The following is a 19,554-nucleotide window of genomic DNA, read 5'->3' as shown; positions in this document are numbered from 1 at the left end:
GCCAATGTTCTCAAGCAGGACAGGCACTTCCGTGCATTACAAGCCGTGTCAACGGCCCATCTCACGAAACGTTCAGGTTAGTGATCGAATCCAGGCCTTTTCTTCCCGGCCGCTGTCGGCCCACGCGAAGCCGCCAGGTAGGCAACGAAGTACGACGACGCCGAAATCCACCACGACACAGGGCATCTCGGAATCCGCGATCGGCAACGCTTGAATTGGAAATGAAGAGGTCGGCGGGAATTAGCGCGCGTAAATTCGCCGAAGGTGGCAGAGAAATCGAATGTCGAGGGGTGCTAATTATCGCTTGCAATTTGCTGCGACAATTACCTACGCTAACGACTTCAGGTCTGCCTCGGTGTTGATGTTGGTCAAGGCCCGCTGCTGGGGCATCACGATGCGCTGCGTGTCGACCCTGTCGACCAGTGCGCGCATGCTGCGCTCCCCCGCCGCCACCAGCTCATCGACCTTGTCGGCCAGCCCGGTGCGATAGACACCGGCCAGGTAGTGGTCGCGTCCATCCCAGGGCAGGGTCACGTCGGCTCCGAGGCGGGCGGCCCGCTCGGCGAGTTGGTCGACCAGGTCGGTGGACATGAACGGCATGTCGACCGCGCACACGAAGGCCAACTCGCAGCCGGCCTCTTTGGCCGCGCGCAACCCACGCCCAGTCGCCAGCAGAGGTCCCACGCCGCGCGCCTCGTCGCGCAGGATCTCGGCCTGCAACTCGGGCAGCTTCTGCCCGGGGGCGGCGATGACAAAGACCGGCGAGCAGCGGGCACTCAGCGCAGAGACGACAAGCTCGACAAGCGTGGTGCCCTGATACGACACGGTGGCCTTGTCGCGTCCCATGCGGCGAGATGCACCGCCCGCCAATACGACTCCAGCAAGCGGCACAGGCGATGTCACGTCCACTGAGGTTAGTCGACGATCCAGGTGTCTTTGCCGCGGAGTAGTTCTTGCAGTGCGGCCGTGTCGTGCGCCTTGGCCTCGCGCGCTGTCGCCACCTGCTGTCGGGCCGCGTCGTCGTAGGTCGGCCTGCTGACCTGACGGAAGATGCCCATCACCATGTGCTCGAGGTTCTGCTCGGACAACCGCGACAGCGCGAACGCGTACGCCGGGTCCTCGACCTGGGCGTTGTGCACCACGATCTCGTCGGCCGAGACGTCGGCGGTCTTGGCGACCTCGAGCCCGTAGCCCGACTTGACCACGCAGTACTCGCCGTCGGCGCCGAAGGTGATCGGCTCACCATGGCGCACGCTGATCAGCCGCTCCTCGGCGCCTTCCTTGCGCAGCGCGTCGAACGAGCCGTCGTTGAAGATCGGGCAGTCCTGCAGGATCTCGACCAGCGCGGCCCCGCGGTGTGCGGCGGCGGCGCGCAGCACCTCGGACAGCCCCTTGCGGTCGGAGTCCAGCGCGCGGCCCACGAACGTGGCATCGGCGCCCAGCGCCAGCGACACCGGGTTGAACGGGTAGTCCAGCGAGCCCATCGGCGTCGACTTGGTGACCTTGCCGACCTCCGAGGTCGGCGAATACTGACCCTTGGTCAGCCCGTAGATCCGGTTGTTGAACAGCAGGATCGTGATGTTGACGTTGCGGCGCAGCGCGTGGATCAGGTGGTTGCCGCCGATGGACAGCGCGTCGCCGTCGCCGGTGACGACCCACACCGAGAGATCCGACCGGGCCAGCGCCAGGCCGGTGGCGATGGTCGGCGCGCGGCCGTGAATGGAGTGGAACCCGTAGGTCTGCAGGTAATACGGGAAGCGGCTCGAGCAGCCGATGCCGCTGACAAACGCGATGTTCTCGCGCCGCAGACCCAACTCGGGCAAGAAGTTGCGGATCGTGTTGAGGATGACGTAGTCACCGCAGCCGGGGCACCAGCGGACCTCTTGGTCGCTGGTGAAGTCCTTGGCCTTCTGCGGTTCATCGGTCGTGGGTACCCCACCGAGTCCCGGGCTGAGCCCGAGATCGGTTCCGATCAGGTCAGTCATGCGTTAGCTCCCACGCCAGTCGCCTCGGTTTCGATGGTGGCCGCCGCCAACCGCGCGAACTTGGCCTTGTCATTTTCCTTTTCGCTGAGAGTTCCGTCCAGGGCGGAGTCGATGATGGCTTCGACCTCGTCGGCCAAAAACGCCATGCCCTCCACCTTGGTCACCGACTGCACGTCCACCAAGTACTTGCCGCGCAGCAGCAGCGCCAACTGGCCGAGGTTCATCTCCGGGCACACCACTTTGGGGTAGCGCCGCAGCACCTCGCCGAGGTTGGCCGGGAACGGGTTGAGGTTACGGAGTTGGGCGTGGGCGACTTTGAGGCCCTTGCGACGCGCACGCCTGCACGCCTCGCCGATCGGCCCGTAGGAACTGCCCCAGCCCAGCATCAACAATTCCGCGTCGCCGGTCGGGTCGTCGACCTCGAGATCCGGCACGGCGATGCCGTCGACCTTGGCCTTGCGCAGCCGCACCATCAGATCGTGGTTCTTCGGCTCGTAAGAGATGTTGCCCGAACCGTTGGCCGCCTCGAGACCGCCGATGCGGTGCTCGAGCCCCGGCGTGCCCGGGATGGCGAACTGGCGCGCCAAGGTCTCCGGATCGCGCGCGTACGGCTGGAACGGCTCGTCCGGCTTGGCGAACCTGTGCTCGATCGCCGGGTACGTGCTGACGTCCGGAATCCGCCACGGCTCAGAGCCATTCGCGATCGCGCCGTCGGAAAGGATCATCACCGGAGTGTGGTAGGTGATCGCCATGCGCGCCGCCTCGATGGCCACCTCGAAGCAATCGGACGGTGACCGTGGCGCGATGACCGCGACGGGCGACTCACCGTTGCGCCCGAACATCGCCTGCAGCAGGTCGGCCTGCTCGGTCTTGGTCGGCAGACCTGTCGAGGGTCCGCCGCGCTGCACGTCGATGACGATCAGCGGTAGCTCGGTCATCACGGCGAGGCCGATGGCCTCCGACTTCAACGAGATGCCGGGGCCCGAGGTGCTGGTGACGCCGAGCGCGCCGCCGTAGGACGCGCCGATCGCCGCGCCGATGCCGGCGATCTCGTCCTCGGCCTGGAAGGTCAGCACGCTGAAGTTCTTGTGCTTGGACAACTCGTGGAGGATGTCGGAGGCCGGCGTGATCGGATACGAGCCGAGCACCACCTGCACACCGGCGAGCTGGCCGGCGGTGATCAGCCCGTACGCCAGCGCGGTGTTGCCCGAAATCTGGCGGTACTCACCGGATTTCAGCTTCGCGGGTGCCACCTCGTAGGTGCTGGCGAAGGCTTCAGTGGTTTCGCCGTAGTTCCAGCCCGCCTTCAAGGCCAATACGTTGGCCTCGGCGATGTCGGGCTTGCGGGCGAACTTCTCGCGGATGAACGCCTCGCTGTGGTCGAGTTCGCGGCCGTACATCCACGACAGCAGGCCCAGCGCGAACATGTTCTTGGCGCGCTGGCCGTCTTTCTTCGACGCGCCGATGGACTCCACTGCACCCAGCGTCAGCGTGGTCATCGGAACGGCCTGCACGACGTAGTCGGACAGCTCGTCGGTTTCGAGAGGATTGGCCTCGTAGCCGACCTTGGCGAGATTGCGCTTGGTGAATTCGTCGGAATTGGCGATCACCAGGCCGCCGCGCGGCAGATCGGAGATGTTGGCCTTCAGCGCGGCCGGGTTCATCGCGACGAGGACGTCGGGACGGTCGCCAGCGGTCAGGATGTCGTAGTCGGCGATCTGGATCTGGAACGACGAGACACCGGGAAGAGTGCCTGCTGGTGCGCGGATCTCGGCGGGGTAATTCGGTTGAGTGGCAAGGTCATTGCCGAACAACGCGGCTTCGGAGGTGAACCGGTCCCCGGTGAGCTGCATGCCGTCGCCTGAATCTCCGGCGAATCGAATGACAACCTTCTCGAGTTTCTGGCGAGTCTCTGGCGCCCCGTTGCCGTTCGGGCTCACGACCCCTGCCTTTCGTGTCCGCGGCCCCTCAGTCGCAGGCTTGTCGCGCCAAAGGGGAAAACGTGCATAAAATTGCTGTCACTCTCAGTACCGATTAAACCACTTCTCTAAGGCGGGCTTTCACAGTGCCCGTAATGTATCGGCGACCCGTTAGCGGCTTAACCCCCTGCTCACACGGCATGCGCCACAACTCAATGAGACACCAGTGTGTCGTTCGTCACGTTTTGCGACACGCCTTTCTAAGGAAAAAGTTACCGATTGGTAGCTGCCTGCTAGCACGTGTCGAAGTCCGGCAAGCACGCCTTGTTCAGCCCGGTAGTACGGGACGTACCGACCCGGTGCGCAGGCGCTGCTCGAGCTGACGGGCGACGAGCTCGCTGGCCAGTTCGACGGCGCGCCGACAATCCTCGCCCGCGGCGCGGTGCGCGGTGTAGCAGGCGGTGAACATGTCGCCCGCGCCCGTCGTCTGAACGCCTTCGACACGCCAGGCCGCGGGGACGCGCACCACGGTGCCGTCGGCGTAGATGTCGCAGCCCTCCGACCCGTAGGTCACCAGGATCTCCGGCACGCCCAGCCGGTCGGCGGTCGACCCGTCGAACGGGCCGTCGGCGACGACGATGGCCTCGTCCTCGGCGAGTTTGAGCACGCTGATGTGCCGCAGCAGCTCGGGCGAGAAGTGCCGGTCCACGACCATCGGCCCCACCCGGTCGGCGCGCACGAGGCCCTGGCCGTCGTAGACGATGCGATGGCCGCGGGCGTCCAGCAGGGCCAGGGTCTCCGCGGGGAAGTCGGTGCGCAGCAGCGGGGCCAGATGCAGCCAGGTGGTGGACGGGTCGGCGGCTTCGATCTCGGCGGCGCCCCACACCGGGCCGATGGCGTCGACGTACATCCGGCGGTGGTCGACGTCGGTGTAGTCGAGCCGGAACGAGCTGGTGCGGTCGGACGGCAGGATGTGCAGCATCGGTCCGAGCTGTTCGGCGAGGTCGTCGAACAGGGCGTGATCGCGCTCGGCGCCCATCGCCACCAGCCGGCCGGGGACGTCGACGGAAGTCAGCGCGACGCCAGCGAACGACGCGCATCCGCCGGGGGTCGGCGGGGCCCCGTCGATGACGTCGATCGCGAGGTTTCCCATGACGGTCACCCCCGCGATCAGACGGCCGTGCATCTTCACCCCCACGATCCTCACGTCACCCACGACGCCGATCGCCGCGTGCGGCGAATAGTAGTCGCCGGGTTCACGAATCGACGATTCGTGCAGTCACAGGGGCAGGTTGAACGGGGTCACCACCTGGATCGGGGCCGGACGCACCGGCTCGGGCGGCAGCGCCCTGTGTTCCTGCAGGATCAGCCGCATCGCCAGCCTCGCGTCGGCGCGCAGGTCGTTGTGCAGCACCACCGAGATCCGGCCGTCGCGCAGCAGCCGCCGGTTGTCGGCGTCGAGGTCGTGGGCGATGAAGACGCGGCACCTGCGGCCGAGCCGGTCGAACGCGGCGACGGTCGCGGCGTTGCCACCGCCGACGGAGTAGACGGCCTCGACGGACGGATTAGCCTCGAGCGCCTCGAGCACCAGCCGCTCGTTGGTGGCGTCGATGCCGTCGCTGTCGCTGACCTCCACGATCTGTCGTCCCGAATTGCGCAGCGCCGACCGGAATCCGACCTCGCGCTCCCCCTCGCCGCGGAACACGTTGCGGCTCAACGTGATCAACACATCCGACGGGGCATCGCCAAGCCACTGCCCCATCAGGTAGGCCGCGGTCACACCGGCGCCGTGATTGTCGATGCCCACATAGGAGCAGCGCGCGCTGGCGGGCACGTCGGTGGCGTAGGTGACCACCGGCACCCCGCTGTCGACGAGTCGGTCGATCGCCTCCGCTACGGCCGGATCGTCCTGCGCCTTGAGGATCACGCCGTGGCTGCCGCGCAGGCGGCCGAGCGCGTCGACCATCTGTGCGGTCGAACCGGTCTCCCACAGGTGGAACCGGGCGCGCAGCATGGCAGGCGCGAAGACGGGCAGTTCGGCCTCGACGGCGGCGCGGAAGGCGTCGGAGAACCGCTGCGGCGTCTGCATGACGACGTCGATGAGGTAGCGCCTGCCGTTCAGCCGCAGTTGCGCGCGCTGCTTTTCAAGGTCGGCGATCGCCTGCATGACCTCGGCGCGGGTGGTCTCGCGGACGCCGGGCCGCTTGTTGAGCACCCGGTCCACGGTGGCCTCGCTGAGGCCGGACTGCTGGGCGATCTCGCGGACCTTGAAACGGTGCGCCAACGGACGGCCATCCTTGTCGTGTTTGAGGGTTTTTTGATGGATTTTTGGTGTTGATCAACGTGTCGGCGACTACCAGACTAGCTGCCATGGCATCGCCGCTGACCACTGCATACCGGCCGTGGATCGAAGAGTCGGATTGCGGGATCGAGGACTTCCGCGCCGAGGTCTCCCAGCGCACCGATCTCGCCGACTATCCGCACGCGGTCGACGTCCGCGAGAACGTGCTGATCTACCCCGCTTCGGCTCCCGAGACACCCGATGACCGGCGCGCGTTGCAGGCCGAGTTGATCCGCGCGCTGAGCGACGGGCCCGGCGTCGTCGTGTTCGAGAACGCCTTCGCCGCCGATGTGGTCGACGCCGCCAGCGACGCGTTCTTCGCGATCATCGACCAGCAACGCGCGCAGGGCTCGGCGGCGGGGGATCACTTCGGCAAGCCCGGTGCCAACGACCGCATCTGGAACGCGGCGCAGAAGTTGGCGATGCACGCCCCCGAGGTGTACGCCGAGTACTACGCCAACGACACGCTCGCCGTCGTGTCGCAGGCCTGGCTGGGTCCGCGCTACCAGATGACCTCTCAGGTCAACGTCGTCAATCCCGGTGGCCAACAACAAGTTCCGCACCGCGACTATCACCTCGGCTTCGTCGCCCCTGACGACTTGGCCGACTACCCGGCGCACCTGCACCGCATGTCGCCGGTGCTGACTCTGCAAGGCGCGGTGGCGCATTGCGACATGCCGGTCGAAACCGGTCCGACGATGCTGCTGCCCTACTCGCAGCGGTTCGCCGCCGGCTACATCGCGTTTCACCGGCCCGAATTCATCGAGTTCTTCGCCGAACAGCACATCCAGATGCCGCTGCGCAAGGGCGATGCGATCTTCTTCAACCCCGCGCTGTATCACGGCGCGGGCACCAACGTCTCCTCCGACGTTCGGCGCATCGCCAACCTGCTGCAGATCTCGTCGCCGTTCGGCAGGGCGATGGAGGCGCTGGACCGCACGGCGATGGTGGTGGCCGTCTATCCGGCGCTGCTGGCGATGAAGGCCGCAGGCCGCAGCCAGCGGGAGCTGCTCAACGTCGTGGTCGCGACCGCGGAGGGCTACCCCTTCCCCACCAACCTCGACAGCGACCAACCGATCGGCAGCCTCGCGCCGCCGAGCCAGGTCGACACCGTGCTGGCCGCGCTGGGCGACGACCTCACCGTTGAACAACTCGAAGTCGCGCTGCGCGACAAGGACGATCGGAGAAGGCCATGACCACACTCGGCGTGATCGGATTGGGCCGTATCGGCGCCTTCCACACCGACACCCTGAGCGCGCTGGACAGTGTGGACGGTCTGGTCATCACCGATGAGCGACCGGAGCTGGTCGCGGCCGTCGCGGCCAAACACGGTGCCAAACCGGCGGATTCGGTCGAGCAGTTGCTCTCGGCGGGCATCGACGGTGTCGTGGTGGCCGCGGCGACCCCGGCCCACGCGGAATTGACGCTGGCCGCCGTCGAACGCGGCATCCCGACGTTCTGCGAGAAGCCGATCGCGGCCACCGCGGCGGAAAGCGCCAGGGTCGCCGACGCTATCGCCCGCTCCGGGGTGCCTGTGCAGGTCGGCTATCAGCGCCGCTTCGACGCCGCATTCGCCGCCGTCAAACGTGCCGTCGACGACGGCTCGGTGGGGCCGCTGCACACGGTGCGCAGCACGACGATGGATCCCGCGCCGCCGCCGATGGAATACATCGCAGGCTCCGGCGGCATTTTCCGCGACTGCGCCGTGCACGACTTCGACGTATTGCGTTGGATCACCGGACAACAGGCCGTCGAGGTGTACGCCACGGGCAGCGTGCAGGGCGACCCGAAGTTCGCCGAGTTCGGCGACGTCGACACCGCCGCGGTGGTGGTGCGGTTCGAGTCCGGCACCCTCGGCGTCGTGTCGGCCGCCAGGTACAACGGCCGCGGCTACGACTGCAGGCTCGAAGTGCACGGCTTCCACGACACGGTCGTCGCAGGCTGGGACCAGGGCGCCCCGGTGCGAAACGTGGACCCGGTTAACACCTTTCCGGAAGGCCCGCCGCATCACTTCTTCATGGACCGCTTCACCGACGCGTTCCGCGCCGAGCTCGCGGCCTTCGTGGACGTCGCGACCGGCAACGCGGCGCCTGCGTGCACTGTCGCCGACGCCGTCGAGGTGGCGTGGTTGGCCGAGGCGGCCACCGAATCGCTGAAACGCGGTATGCCCGTACGAATCGAGGAGGTGCGGTCAGTATGACCGCTGTGAAACTGGCAGGCGCACCGATCTCCTGGGGAGTGTGCGAGGTGCCCGGCTGGGGCCATCAGCTTTCGCCGCAGCGGGTGCTGACCGAGATGCGCGACGTCGGGGTGTCGGCGACAGAGCTTGGCCCCGAAGGGTTTCTGCCGTCCAACCCCGCGCAGCTGACCGCGTTGCTCGAGTCATACGGCCTCGGCTGCGTCGGCCAGTTCGCCCCGGTGGTGTGCCACGACGCCGATCACGACCCGGTGCCCGACATCGCCGGATCACTGGACTCGCTGGTGGCCTCCGGCGGCTCGGTGCTGGTGCTCGCCGCGGCCACAGGTGCCGACGGCTACGACGCCCGCCCGACGCTCGATGACGGACAGTGGGCGACGCTGCTGGGCAACCTCGACCGGCTGGCCGCCGCGGCGGCCGAGCGCGGCGTGCTCGCGGTGCTGCACCCGCACGTCGGCACGATGGTGGAGACCCGCGCAGAGGTCGACCGCGTACTCGACGGCTCGACGATCCGTCTGTGCCTCGACACCGGCCACCTGCTGATCGGCGGCACCGATCCGCTGCAATTGGCGCGCGAGGTGCCCGGCCGCATCGCGCACGCCCACCTCAAGGACGTCGACGCCGGGCTTGCCGCCGACGTGCAGGCGGGCAAGCTGGCCTACACCGAAGCCGTCCGGCGCGGCATCTACACGCCACTCGGCCACGGCGATGTGGACATCGCGGGCATCGTGACCGCGTTGTTGGGCAACGGATACGACGGCTGGTTCGTGATGGAACAGGACACCATCCTCGACGCCGAACCCGCCGACGAAGGACCCCTGCGAGACGTGCGCACCAGCGTCGCGTTCATGCAGGACACCTGCCGCAGCATCCCGGTATGACGTTGCGGATTGGGATGCTCGGCGCATCCCGCATCGCCGACCTCGCGATCGTCGGACCCGCGCACCAGCTGGGTCACCGGCTGGTCGCCGTGGCCGCCCGCGATCGTGGCCGCGCCGAGGCGTTCGCCGAAAAGCACGGCGTTGAGCGGGTTTTGGACAGCTACGCCGATGTCGTCGCCGACCCCGAGGTGGACGTGGTCTACAACCCGTTGGCGAATTCGCTTCACGCCCCGTGGAATCTGGCGGCGATCGCGGCAGGTAAGCCGGTGTTGTCCGAAAAGCCGTTCGCACGCAACCGGGCCGAGGCCGCGCAGGTGGCCGACGCCGCGCAGGCCGCGGGTGTCACGGTCATGGAGGGCTTTCACTATCTGTTCCATCCGGTTACGCAGCGGGCGTTGGAACTCGCGACCGACGGCACCATCGGCGACATGCGCCACGTCGAGGTGCGGATGGCGATGCCGCCGCCCGAACCCGACGACCCCCGATGGTCATTGGAGATGGCGGGCGGGTCCCTGATGGATCTCGGCTGTTACGGCCTGCACGTCATGCGCAGGCTCGGCCGCCCGTCGATCATCAGCGCGCACGCGAACGAGCGCGGCGCAGGCGTCGACGAATGGTGCGACGTCGAGGTTCGCTTTCCCCACGGCGCCACTGGGCTCAGTGCCAACACGATGGCCGCCACCGGCTTCTCGTTCACGCTGCGCATCGTCGGCACCAAGGGGGACGTCTTCGCGCACAACTTCATCAGGCCGCACGAGGACGACCGCCTGACCATCCGGACGCCGCAGGGCGCCCGCGTCGAGCGCCACGGCACCAGGTCGTCATACAGCTACCAGCTCGAGGCGTTCGCCGCCCACGTGCTGGAGGGGGCGCCGCTGCCGATCGACGCCGCCGACGCGGTCGAGAACATGGCATATGTCGACACCGCCTACCGCGCAGCCGGCATGGCTCCGCGCTGATTTTCTGCGTTGCCACCGACCGATGGCACATTGCCACTGCCGGCGGCCAAAAAATATAGGGAAACACCGGATACCTTTGCCGCCGGTCGGGGCCTAGCGTTGGTCGGTCAGGCCACCGTGCGCTCAAAGGACCGACAATGTTTGCAAGCCTCTCTAAGCTGATGGTAGCCATTGTCGCGACGAGTGTGGTCTGGATGCCCGTTACGGTCGCCCCGGTCGCAAGCGCCGCATGCAACGACTGGGTGTTGGGTCCGGCGAACCTGATCCTGCACCAGGACAACGGCATCGAGGTGGACATCTACGGGTGGACCGGAAAGTCGATCACCGCACTGCCCAGTGGCAAGCCGGCCTATGCGCAGTACTGGAGTAACAACGTCAAGACCACGGGTTCGGTGAGCGGCCACATCAACGGCAACGTGGTTGAGATCAACGCCAATTGGGGCGAGGGTCCAGGCGCCGGATTGTCCAATTACTACCGCGCCACGATCGCCGACGACGGCACCGTATTCGGCACCACGACCAACAGCCAGAACGTCAGCAACGGGTTCACCTCTGAGACCAAGGCGAAATGCAATACGGCTCCGGCGGAACAGCCGAAACCGAATCCGGGTCAAGGCGCACCGGCCACGCCGGCGAAGCCTTCGGTGACGGTGCTGCAGAACTCAGACGTGTACGACGCCAAGGAAGGCGCGCGAGTCGGCCCCGACACCTACTTCCTGCTGCCGGGCCGCAAACTCGATCTGGTCGAACCGTGCTCCGACGACTGGTGCCATCTGGTCATTCCTGACCAGGAGGTGCCCGGAGGCCAGGGCTGGGTCTACGCCGGCATCGATTCGGGCCAGAATTTCGTCAAAGTGAATTAACCCGCTGTCCGCCATACGAAAATCGGCGATATAGAGAGGACAGCGCATCGGAAGGGGTCAGATGTCATGTCCAAGAAGAACAGCACGTGGCAGGCCACGCTGATTGCAGCGACAACTACGTGTTCCACGATGGGCCTCGTCGCAGTGGCGGCCCCCGCGCAGGCGATACCGCTGTTTCCACTCGCCCCGGCTTGCAACGCGTGGGCGTTTCCCGGCGACGTGCTCATCCGGGAAGGAGGCACCGGCTGGAACGTGGCGTTCTCGTCGACGGGACACACCGCCAGCGGCAGGGCCACCGCGAGCCATGAAAGCGGTCAGAGCAAGTCGGGCAACATCTCGGGCGGTTTCACGGGGAGCCACGTTGATCTCACCGTGCGGTATGACAACGGTGAGACCCAACGCTATATCGGCGATGTCGATACGAACGACAACAACAAGTTGGCAGGCAAGACGGCCAACAATGTCTTCTGGCGAACCGTCTTCCCCATCAGTTGCGCAGAAGTCGTGCCACCCGCGAATCCCGGTGCGCCGTCGAAGACCGCGTTCGTGACGACTCCGCCGGAGTACGACGAGGTCGACGTGTACGACACGCCCGGCGGCACCGGAAATGTCATCGGCACCATTGCCAAAGACAAAGGCGTGCAAGCCAATGCCGACTGCAAGCCGGACGACTGGTGTCTGATCCGCGGCGTCGCCGTGCCCGGTGGCCAGGGCTGGATGTGGGGCCACCTGCGGTTCGAGTAATTGGCGTCAGCCCTTGCCGCGCAACTCGTGTGACAGCGCCTCGAGTTCGTCGCCGCCGGCCATCTCCTGGGTGAGGTGTTCTAGGGTGATGTCCTCATAGCTGCAGTCGAGCTTCTGCTGACCGCGGTTGAGCAGCACGAAGTGGTCGCCGACCAGGTGCGCGTGGTGCGGGTTGTGGGTGATGAACACGACGCCGAACCCGGCCTCCTTCGCGGCGGTGATGTACTTCAGCACCACACCGGACTGCTTGACGCCCAACGCCGCAGTGGGCTCGTCGAGAATCAGCACGCGCGCGCCGAAGAACACCGCCCTGGCGATCGCGACGCACTGACGCTGGCCGCCGGACAGCGAGCCGATCGGCACGTCGACGTCGGGCAGGTCGATGCCCATCTTCGACAGCTCGTTGAGCGTGGTGGCCCGCATCGCGTTGGTGTCCAACGACCACGGGAACCGCTTCTGCCGGATCTCCTGGCCGAGGAAGAAGTTTCGCCACACCGGCATCAGCGGCACGACGGCCAGATTCTGGTAAACCGTCGCGATGCCCTTGGCCAAGGCTTCCTTCGGGGAGGAGAACTTCAACGGCTCGCCGTCGACGAGCAGTTCGCCGTCGGTCTGCGGGTGATAGCCGGCGATGATCTTGATCAGCGTCGACTTGCCCGCGCCGTTGTCGCCGAGGATGCCCGTCACCTCGCCCGCGTGCACCCGAAGCGAGATGTCCTTCAGCGCAGTGATGTGGCCGTAGGTCTTGCTGACATTGCGCAGTTCGACCAGCGGCACCTTGCCGCCGGACGGAGCCTCGTCCACGGGACGGTCAACTGTTGCAGTCATCGGTCACCTCTTGGCGGCGTAGTTGCGGAATGCGTTGTTGGCGATCACCGCGAACAGCAGCATCACGCCCATGAAGAACTTGAACCAGTCGGGCTCCCATCCGGCGTAGACGATGCCCTGCTGCACCATGCCGAAGATGAACGCACCGATCGCGGCGCCGATCGCGGTGCCGTAACCGCCGGTGAGCAGGCAGCCGCCGATCACCGCGGCGATGATGTAGATGAACTCTTGGCCAATGCCCTGCCCGGATTGCACGGTGTTGTACGAGAACAGCAGGTGCATGCCCAGGAACCAGGCAGAGAAGCCGACGTACATGAACAGCCCGATCTTGACCCTCGTCACCGGAACGCCGACCGCGCGGGCGCTTTCCTGATCGCCGCCGACGGCAAAGATCCAGTTACCGACCCGGGTCTTGAACAACACGTATGTCGCCACCGCGGTGAACAGCAGCCACCACAGCACCGTGATGCGGACCTGCACGCCGAAGATCGGCAGCGTCGACGCGAACACGAGGCGGGCCGAGTCCCAGCCCTGCATGTCGCTGACGCTGGGGGTGGCGACCTGGCCCGAAACCAGTTTGGTCACAGCGATGTTCGCACCCGACAGCATCAACAGCGTGCCCAGCGTGATCAGGAAGCTGGGGATCTTGGTCCGCATCACCAGATACCCGTTGAAGAAGCCGATCGCCAGCGACAACACCAGCGCCAGCGCGGCTCCGGCCCACAGGTTCAGGTGGAAGTTCCACGCCAGCATCGAGCCCGCCAGCGAACTGGTGGTCACCGCGACGCCGGCCGACAGGTCGAACTCGCCGCCGATCATCAGCAGCGCGACCGCGCAGGCCATGATGCCGATCGTCGAGCTGCCGTACAGCACGGTGGCCAGGGCGTCGGGACCGCGGAACGGCGGCGCGACGACCAGGAAGAAGATGAAGATGACCACCGCGCCGATCAGCGCACCCATTTCCGGGCGGATCACCAACCGCTGCAGCTTGTTTCGTTCCTTGACGCGTTCGTCGTGGACGACTTTGCGTTCGGATAGATCCACCGGGGTGCTGGTACTCATTAGCGGGTTCCGCCTTTCGCATACTCGGCGATGGCGTCGATGTTCGACTTGTCGATGAACGACGGCCCGGTCAGCACCGGCTGGCCGCCGCCGATCACGTTGCCGTTGTTCAGATACAGCCACAGCGAGTCGACCGCCAGATAGCCCTGCAGGTACGGCTGCTGGTCGACGGCCCACTGCACGTCACCGTTCTTGATCGCGTCGACGAGGGCTGCGTTGGTGTCGAAGGTGCCGACCTTGGCCGAGCTGCCTGCGTTCTTCACCGACTGGGTGGCGGTCAACGCGAACGGAGCGCCGAGCGCCACGATGTAGTCGATCGACGGATCCTGTTGCAGCTTGGCCGTAATCGTCGATTCGACCGACGGCATGTCCTTGCCGTTGACGTTGAGGTTCTCGGTGGCCGGGAAGGTGTTCTTCACGCCGGCGCAACGGGCTTCCAGGTCGACGTGGCCCTGCTCCTGGATCACGCAGATGGCCTTGCGGGCGCCTTCGCTGCGCAGCCGCTCGCCGGCGCTCTGACCGGCGATGTAGCCGTCCTGGCCGAAGTACTCCTTGACGCCCATCTCCTTCCAGGCGTCCTGACCGGCGTTGAAGGCCACCACCGGGATGCCCTTCTTCTCGGCGTTCTGCACGGCGGCGCGCATCGCGTCGGGTTTGGCCAACGTCACCGCGATGCCCGCCACGCCGCTGTCGACGGCGGTCTGCACGAGGTTGGCCTGGTTGGGCGCTTCGGGGTCGTTGGAGTAGCGCAACTCGATGTTGTCCTTCTTCGCGGCGGCCTCAGCGCCCTTGCGGATCAGGTCCCAGAACGAGTCGCCGGGCACTTCGTGGGTGACCATCGCGATGGTCACGCGGGGTGTGTCGACGGTGCCCCCGCCGCCACCGCCTTCGCTTTCGCGCGGCTTGCCTCCGGTCGATGAACACGACGCGATTCCAAGAACGAGCAGGCCTGTCCCGGCGATCGCCGCGAGCCGACTGAACCTCATTGTTTCTCCTTGTATCGAGTGCGACGCCGCGCGTCTCAAGGTGATGTAATACGCCTCACAAGCGAAAGTCAAGACTTTGTTCGGACATTAGGACTGCATATCAAATGTTAGGGTGCATCGGTGCTGGTCGAGCGTAAACGGGTGACATTCGATGGCTGACATCGGGCTGGCCGTGTGCGCCGAGATGGTGTACACGGAACTGCCTTTCGTCGACCGGGTTCGGCGCATCGACGAGCTCGGTTTCGCCGTCGAAATCTGGAGTTGGCACGACAAGGATCTCGACGCGCTGGCCGCGACGGGGGCGCGGTTCTCGTCGATGACGGGCTATCTGCACGGCGACCTGATTGACTCGGACAGCGCCGACGAGGTGGTGCGGACCGCGGAGCTGAGTCTCAAAGCCGCTGAGACACTAGGCGTTCCGCGGCTCAACCTGCACACCGCCGAGCTCGTCGACGGCAAGGCGGCGCGGCCCCGTCAGCGTGCCACGGGCCAGATGTGGTTGACGGCGGCCCGCGCGCTCGAGCGGATCGGCGAACTCGGGGCGGCCGCAGGCGTCACGTTCTGCGTCGAGAATCTCAACACCATCGTCGACCATCCCGGTGTGCCGCTGGCACGGGCGAAGGACACGCTGGCCCTCGTCGAGGGCGTCGGACACCCCAACGTGCGGATGATGCTGGACCTGTATCACGCGCAGATCGGCGAGGGCAATCTCATTGAATTGATTCGGCGCTGCGGCGACGCCATCGGCGAGATTCAGGTCGCCGATGTGCCCGGCCGCTGCGAGCCCGGCACCGGCGAGATCAACTACCCCGCGATCGCGGAGGCGCTGCGCGGCATGGGGTTCGGCGGCACCGTCGGCCTGGAGGCCTGGGCGTCGGGCGAGGGCGTCGCCGGTAGCGAAGCGGCGCTGGAAGCCTTCCGCCGCGCATTCTCTTAAGCGCGCTCCCCTAAGCGCGCTTCCCGCGCGCTCCCCCGCGCGCTCCCCCGCGCGCTCCCCGCGAAACGGAATCCTCGCACCAAAAGTGCGAGTGAGGGCCTGCGACGTATCCGTCTCGCGGGCGAAGTTAGGGGCGCCAGCCCCGCGACACCAGCGACTCCCTGGCCCGGCGCAAGATGTCGTAGCGCCGGTCTTCCTTGATGACGCGCTCGACGATGTAGCCGAGCCGCTCGATCTTCGGGATCACCCGTAGATCCTTGACGTATTGCGGACGGTCGGTGCGGTGCTGATCGCCGTCGTATTCGGAGACCACCTTGAATTCTTCCCACCCCATATCGACCGTCCGCAACAGCGTGCCGTCGGTGTCGTAAATCGGGATTTGTGTTGTGGGTTTCGGTAGTTCGCCGTCGACGTAGATGAGTCGCAGCCATGTCTCGCGGGGTGACGCCGCGCCGCCGTCGACGAGAGGTAGCGCGGCCGCGAGCCGTTTGACGCCACGCGCTCCGCGATAGCGCTTCGCAAGCACCAGCACCTCCTCCGGCGTGAAGGGCGCGGCTCGCATGAGCGCGTCGAGTCGTGCGATTGCGGCGCCCCTGCGCTGGTGGCGACCGAGGTCGAAGGCCGTGCGCGCGAGTGTCGTTACGGGTAAGCCGCCGACGCAGGTGATTTCGTCGTCGGCGATGCGCTCGTTGCGTGCCACGATGCCGGGTGGCGGCCGCGAGTGGGTGTGCTGGTAGATCAGCTCGATCGGGCTGTCCGCATCGACCCACTCGGCGCCGTGAAGCGCTGACGCCGCGACGCCGGCGACGATCGCCCGCCGCTTCGACCACAGCCAGGCCCCCATCGCGCGGTCGTGCAGCGTCAATAGCTGCCCCCGCGGCGCATGCACATTCGGGTAGAAAGCGCGATACCAGCGAGCCAGCTCATAGCGAGTGACGATGCCGTTCGCTATCGCCTCGGTGCCGACGTGTATTTCCCCCACGCCGTATAGACGTCGAAACCGCCGCGACGGCTCCCCTCGACCGCGAAACGGAATCCTCGCAGCAAAACTGCGAGAGGACGGCTGCGTAGATTCCGCCTCGCGGGGAGGGACAGCTAGCGGTCGACGAGCGTGGTTTCGAAGTAGTAGCGCGACGCGCGATAGACGTGCGTGCCGAACTCCACCGCCGCGCCGGAGTCGTCGAACGCCGTGCGCGACATGGTCAGCAGCGGTGAGCCGGGCTTCTCGTCGAGCAGCTTGGCCTCCGCCCGCGTCGCCCCACGCGCGCCGATGCGCTGCCGCGCCAATCGGATGTGCACGCCGCGGGCCCGCAGCGACTGATACAACCCGCTGCTCTCGAGTTCCTCAGCGTCCGGCGCGATGTCGACCGGCAGGTGATTGGTCATCACCGCCAGCGGCTCGCCGTTCGCGCACCGCAGCCGGTGGATGGACACCACGTCGCGGTCGTCCTTCAGGCTGAGCTCGCGCGCGACCTCGTCGTCGGGCGGCCCGACGTGATAGTCGAGCAGCTGAGTCGTCGGCTCCTTACCCGCGCGGGTGAGATCGTCATACAGGCTCGTTAGCTCGACGCGGCGGTGCACCGGGTTTTGCACCACCTGCGTGCCGACGCCGCGCTTGCGCACCAGCAAGCCCTTGTCGACCAGTTCCTGGATCGCGCGCCGGGTCGTCGGACGCGACAGCGTAAGCCTTTTCGCCAGCGCCAGTTCGTTTTCGAAGCGATCCCCGGGTGCCAGTTCGCCGTCGCGGATCGCTGCTTCGATGGCCTGGGCCAGTTGATAGTAGAGAGGGACAGGACTTGACCTGTCGAGCTCCACTGCCAGGGGCACGTTGTCTCCGATCTCGGGTCTGACCAGATAACGGTAGCTGAATCTTAGCACCGCATGATTGAAAGTTAGAATGTCAGGACAAACTATTGACATGCCGGAGCGTGGCGTGCACAGTCGTAGCCAAGCCACCACTGACCGCCGGAGAGCGATTGTGACAAATCAGCCCTACGACGTGCTCGCCATCGGGCGCAGCGGCGTCGACATCTATCCCCTGCAGACCGGCGTCGGACTCGAACACGTCGAGTCGTTCGGAAAGTTCCTGGGCGGCAGCGCCGCCAACGTCGCAGTGGCCGCCGCCAAGCTCGGCAACCGCGCCGCGTTGATCTCCGGCGTGGGCGACGACCCGTTCGGCAGATTCGTCCGCAACGAACTCGCCGGCCTGGGCGTAGACAACCGCTTCGTCACCACCCACGACGAGTACCCGACGCCGGTGACGTTCTGCGAGATCTTCCCGCCCGACAATTTCCCGCTGTACTTCTACCGCCGCCCCAGCGCCCCGGACCTGCAGATCCGGCCCGACGAACTCGACCTCGACGCCATCCGCTCGGCCAGGCTGTACTGGTCGACGGTCACAGGGCTGTCCGAAGAGCCAAGCCGCAGCGCGCATTTCGCCGCCTGGGAGGCGCGCAGCCGGGCCCGCCACACCGTGCTGGACCTCGACTACCGGCCGATGTTCTGGGAGTCCCCCGCCGCCGCGACCGAACAGGTGCAGCGGGCGCTGCGGCACGTCACCGTCGCGGTCGGCAACCGCGAGGAGTGTGAGATCGCCGTCGGCGAAACCAACCCGCAGCGCGCCGCCGACGCACTTCTCGACCTCGGCGTCGAACTGGCCATCGTCAAGCAGGGCCCACGCGGCGTGCTGGGCAAGACCAGGCACGAGCGTGTCAGCGTCGCGCCCATCGACGTCGACGTCGTCAACGGTCTCGGCGCCGGAGATGCCTTCGGCGGCAGCCTGTGTCACGGGTTGCTGCACGACTGGCCGCTGGAGAAGACGCTGCGGTACGCCAACGCCGCAGGAGCCATCGTCGCGACGCGGCTGGAGTGCTCGACGGCGATGCCGACGGCGAAAGAGGTGGCCGAGCTCGCCGAGCAGACCGCGGTGGAGGCGGTCAATGTCTGACGCCGTGTGTCGCGACTACGCCGAGATCACCGGGGTGCGTGCGTGCGACCCGCAGGCCATCGACCGCGCGTGGCAGGCGCGTACGACGCGGCCCACCGTCCGCGGCAACGGCCGGCTGATGATCGTCGCCGCCGACCACCCCGCCCGCGGCGCCCTTGCCGTCGGTGACCGACCGACCGCGATGAACAGCCGCACCGATCTACTGGACCGGCTGCGGGCCGCCCTGGCCGATCCCGGCGTCGACGGCGTCCTTGCCACCGCCGACATCCTCGACGACCTGCTGCTGCTCGGCGCGCTGGAGGACAAGGTGGTGTTCTCCTCCATGAACCGCGGCGGCTTGGCGGGCGCGTGCTTCGAACTGGACGACCGGATGACGGCGGCGACCGCGGCAGCCACCGCGGCGGCGCGGATGAACGGCGGAAAGATGTTGTGCCGCATCGGTATCGATGATCCCGGCACGGTGTCGACGATGGAGACGTGTGCGCGCGCCATCGACGAGCTGGCCGCCCACGGCCTGATCGCGATGGTCGAGCCGTTCTGGTCGACACGGGTCAACGGCAAGGTGCGCAACGACCTGAGCCCCGATGCCGTGATCAAGTCGATCCACATCGCCCAAGGCCTGGGCTCCACGTCCGCCTACACGTGGTTGAAGCTTCCGGTCGTCGACGAGATGGACCGTGTCATGGAGGCGACGACGCTGCCGACGCTGCTGCTCGGCGGTGACCCCGCCGATGCGGAGGAGGCATTCGCCAGCTGGGAGAAGGCGTTGGCGCTGCCCGCGGTCCGCGGCCTGGTCGTCGGCCGGTCGCTGCTGTATCCCGCCGACGACGACGTCAGCGCGGCGGTCGCCACCGCGGTGTCCATGGTCCGGTCCGGGACCGGTGCAGCGGCGGGAAGGGGCTGAG

19 protein-coding genes are annotated in these 19,554 nt (G+C 66.7%); 9 read left to right on the top strand and 10 right to left on the bottom strand.

The annotated features are described in order from the left end of the window. Positions 1–327: 327 nt before the first annotated feature. The 5 genes from mobA to CQY20_RS22395 form a co-directional block, all read right to left on the bottom strand. The gene (gene mobA / locus CQY20_RS22415) at positions 328–903 is read right to left on the bottom strand and encodes a molybdenum cofactor guanylyltransferase (protein WP_097942283.1); all 576 of its coding nucleotides are present in this window, start codon (positions 901–903) and stop codon (positions 328–330) included. A gap of 11 nt (positions 904–914) precedes the next feature. After that, positions 915–1,985 (bottom strand): 2-oxoacid:ferredoxin oxidoreductase subunit beta, encoded by a 1,071-nt coding sequence (locus CQY20_RS22410; protein ID WP_097942278.1) that lies wholly within the window; start codon positions 1,983–1,985, stop codon positions 915–917. Beyond that, positions 1,982–3,925: a 2-oxoacid:acceptor oxidoreductase subunit alpha gene (locus CQY20_RS22405; protein WP_097942277.1), complete on the bottom strand. Its 1,944-nt coding sequence runs from the start codon at positions 3,923–3,925 to the stop codon at positions 1,982–1,984. Before CQY20_RS22405 ends, CQY20_RS22410 begins: the two co-directional genes overlap by 4 nt. 307 nt (positions 3,926–4,232) lie before the next feature. Beyond that, positions 4,233–5,066: a PfkB family carbohydrate kinase gene (locus CQY20_RS22400; protein ID WP_097942282.1), complete on the bottom strand. Its 834-nt coding sequence runs from the start codon at positions 5,064–5,066 to the stop codon at positions 4,233–4,235. 117 nt (positions 5,067–5,183) lie between these two features. After that, the gene (locus CQY20_RS22395; protein ID WP_097942276.1) at positions 5,184–6,188 is read right to left on the bottom strand and encodes a LacI family DNA-binding transcriptional regulator; all 1,005 of its coding nucleotides are present in this window, start codon (positions 6,186–6,188) and stop codon (positions 5,184–5,186) included. Between the two features lie 86 nt (positions 6,189–6,274). On the opposite strand from CQY20_RS22395, the gene CQY20_RS22390 reads away from it, so the two are divergent. The 6 genes from CQY20_RS22390 (at position 6,275) to CQY20_RS22365 (ending at position 11,889) form a co-directional block, all read left to right on the top strand. After that, on the top strand, positions 6,275–7,441 hold the full coding sequence (locus tag CQY20_RS22390) for a phytanoyl-CoA dioxygenase family protein (RefSeq protein ID WP_097942275.1): 1,167 nt from the start codon (positions 6,275–6,277) through the stop codon (positions 7,439–7,441). Continuing rightward, positions 7,438–8,445 carry a Gfo/Idh/MocA family protein gene (locus tag CQY20_RS22385; RefSeq protein WP_097942274.1) on the top strand — a complete coding sequence of 336 codons (1,008 nt, stop codon included), beginning with the start codon at positions 7,438–7,440 and terminating at the stop codon, positions 8,443–8,445. Before CQY20_RS22390 ends, CQY20_RS22385 begins: the two co-directional genes overlap by 4 nt. Beyond that, the gene (locus CQY20_RS22380; RefSeq protein WP_097942273.1) at positions 8,442–9,323 is read left to right on the top strand and encodes a sugar phosphate isomerase/epimerase family protein; all 882 of its coding nucleotides are present in this window, start codon (positions 8,442–8,444) and stop codon (positions 9,321–9,323) included. Before CQY20_RS22385 ends, CQY20_RS22380 begins: the two co-directional genes overlap by 4 nt. After that, positions 9,320–10,282: a Gfo/Idh/MocA family protein gene (locus CQY20_RS22375; protein WP_097942272.1), complete on the top strand. Its 963-nt coding sequence runs from the start codon at positions 9,320–9,322 to the stop codon at positions 10,280–10,282. The genes CQY20_RS22380 and CQY20_RS22375 overlap by 4 nt, the downstream gene beginning before the upstream one ends. A 194-nt stretch (positions 10,283–10,476) precedes the next feature. Beyond that, the gene (locus tag CQY20_RS22370) at positions 10,477–11,145 is read left to right on the top strand and encodes a hypothetical protein (RefSeq protein ID WP_133119112.1); all 669 of its coding nucleotides are present in this window, start codon (positions 10,477–10,479) and stop codon (positions 11,143–11,145) included. A gap of 66 nt (positions 11,146–11,211) precedes the next feature. After that, a complete protein-coding gene (locus CQY20_RS22365) occupies positions 11,212–11,889 on the top strand; it encodes a hypothetical protein (protein WP_133119111.1) in 678 nt (225 codons plus the stop codon). A 6-nt stretch (positions 11,890–11,895) separates the two neighbouring features. Here CQY20_RS22365 and CQY20_RS22360 read toward each other — a convergent pair whose 3' ends face one another. The 3 genes from CQY20_RS22360 to CQY20_RS22350 are packed head-to-tail and all read right to left on the bottom strand — an operon-like array spanning position 11,896 to position 14,765. After that, positions 11,896–12,717 carry an ATP-binding cassette domain-containing protein gene (locus CQY20_RS22360; protein WP_097942269.1) on the bottom strand — a complete coding sequence of 274 codons (822 nt, stop codon included), beginning with the start codon at positions 12,715–12,717 and terminating at the stop codon, positions 11,896–11,898. 3 nt (positions 12,718–12,720) lie between these two features. Further along, positions 12,721–13,779, bottom strand: a complete 1,059-nt coding sequence (locus tag CQY20_RS22355) for an ABC transporter permease (RefSeq protein ID WP_097942268.1) — start codon at positions 13,777–13,779, stop codon at positions 12,721–12,723. After that, complete coding sequence (locus tag CQY20_RS22350; RefSeq protein WP_097942267.1) at positions 13,779–14,765, bottom strand: substrate-binding domain-containing protein; 987 nt, start codon at positions 14,763–14,765, stop codon at positions 13,779–13,781. Before CQY20_RS22350 ends, CQY20_RS22355 begins: the two co-directional genes overlap by 1 nt. Before the next feature lie 151 nt (positions 14,766–14,916). On the opposite strand from CQY20_RS22350, the gene CQY20_RS22345 reads away from it, so the two are divergent. After that, positions 14,917–15,702 (top strand): TIM barrel protein, encoded by a 786-nt coding sequence (locus CQY20_RS22345; protein WP_097942266.1) that lies wholly within the window; start codon positions 14,917–14,919, stop codon positions 15,700–15,702. A gap of 127 nt (positions 15,703–15,829) precedes the next feature. Here CQY20_RS22345 and CQY20_RS22340 read toward each other — a convergent pair whose 3' ends face one another. Both CQY20_RS22340 and CQY20_RS22335 read right to left on the bottom strand, forming a co-directional pair. Beyond that, positions 15,830–16,684, bottom strand: a complete 855-nt coding sequence (locus CQY20_RS22340; protein ID WP_097942265.1) for a type IV toxin-antitoxin system AbiEi family antitoxin — start codon at positions 16,682–16,684, stop codon at positions 15,830–15,832. A 113-nt stretch (positions 16,685–16,797) separates the two neighbouring features. Continuing rightward, a complete protein-coding gene (locus CQY20_RS22335) occupies positions 16,798–17,529 on the bottom strand; it encodes a GntR family transcriptional regulator (RefSeq protein WP_097942281.1) in 732 nt (243 codons plus the stop codon). Positions 17,530–17,680: 151 nt separating this feature from the next. On the opposite strand from CQY20_RS22335, the gene iolC reads away from it, so the two are divergent. Together iolC and CQY20_RS22325 are read left to right on the top strand one after the other, a co-directional pair. After that, a complete protein-coding gene (gene iolC, locus CQY20_RS22330) occupies positions 17,681–18,649 on the top strand; it encodes a 5-dehydro-2-deoxygluconokinase (RefSeq protein WP_163700638.1) in 969 nt (322 codons plus the stop codon). Next, complete coding sequence (locus tag CQY20_RS22325; RefSeq protein WP_097942263.1) at positions 18,642–19,553, top strand: Cgl0159 family (beta/alpha)8-fold protein; 912 nt, start codon at positions 18,642–18,644, stop codon at positions 19,551–19,553. The genes iolC and CQY20_RS22325 overlap by 8 nt, the downstream gene beginning before the upstream one ends. Position 19,554 lies beyond the last annotated feature (1 nt).

It is taken from the genome of Mycolicibacterium agri, assembly GCF_002553505.1.
GTDB lineage: Bacteria > Actinomycetota > Actinomycetes > Mycobacteriales > Mycobacteriaceae > Mycobacterium > Mycobacterium agri.
The sequence above is the reverse complement of the archived record's forward strand: the minus strand, read 5'-3'. Positions and strand labels throughout refer to the sequence as shown.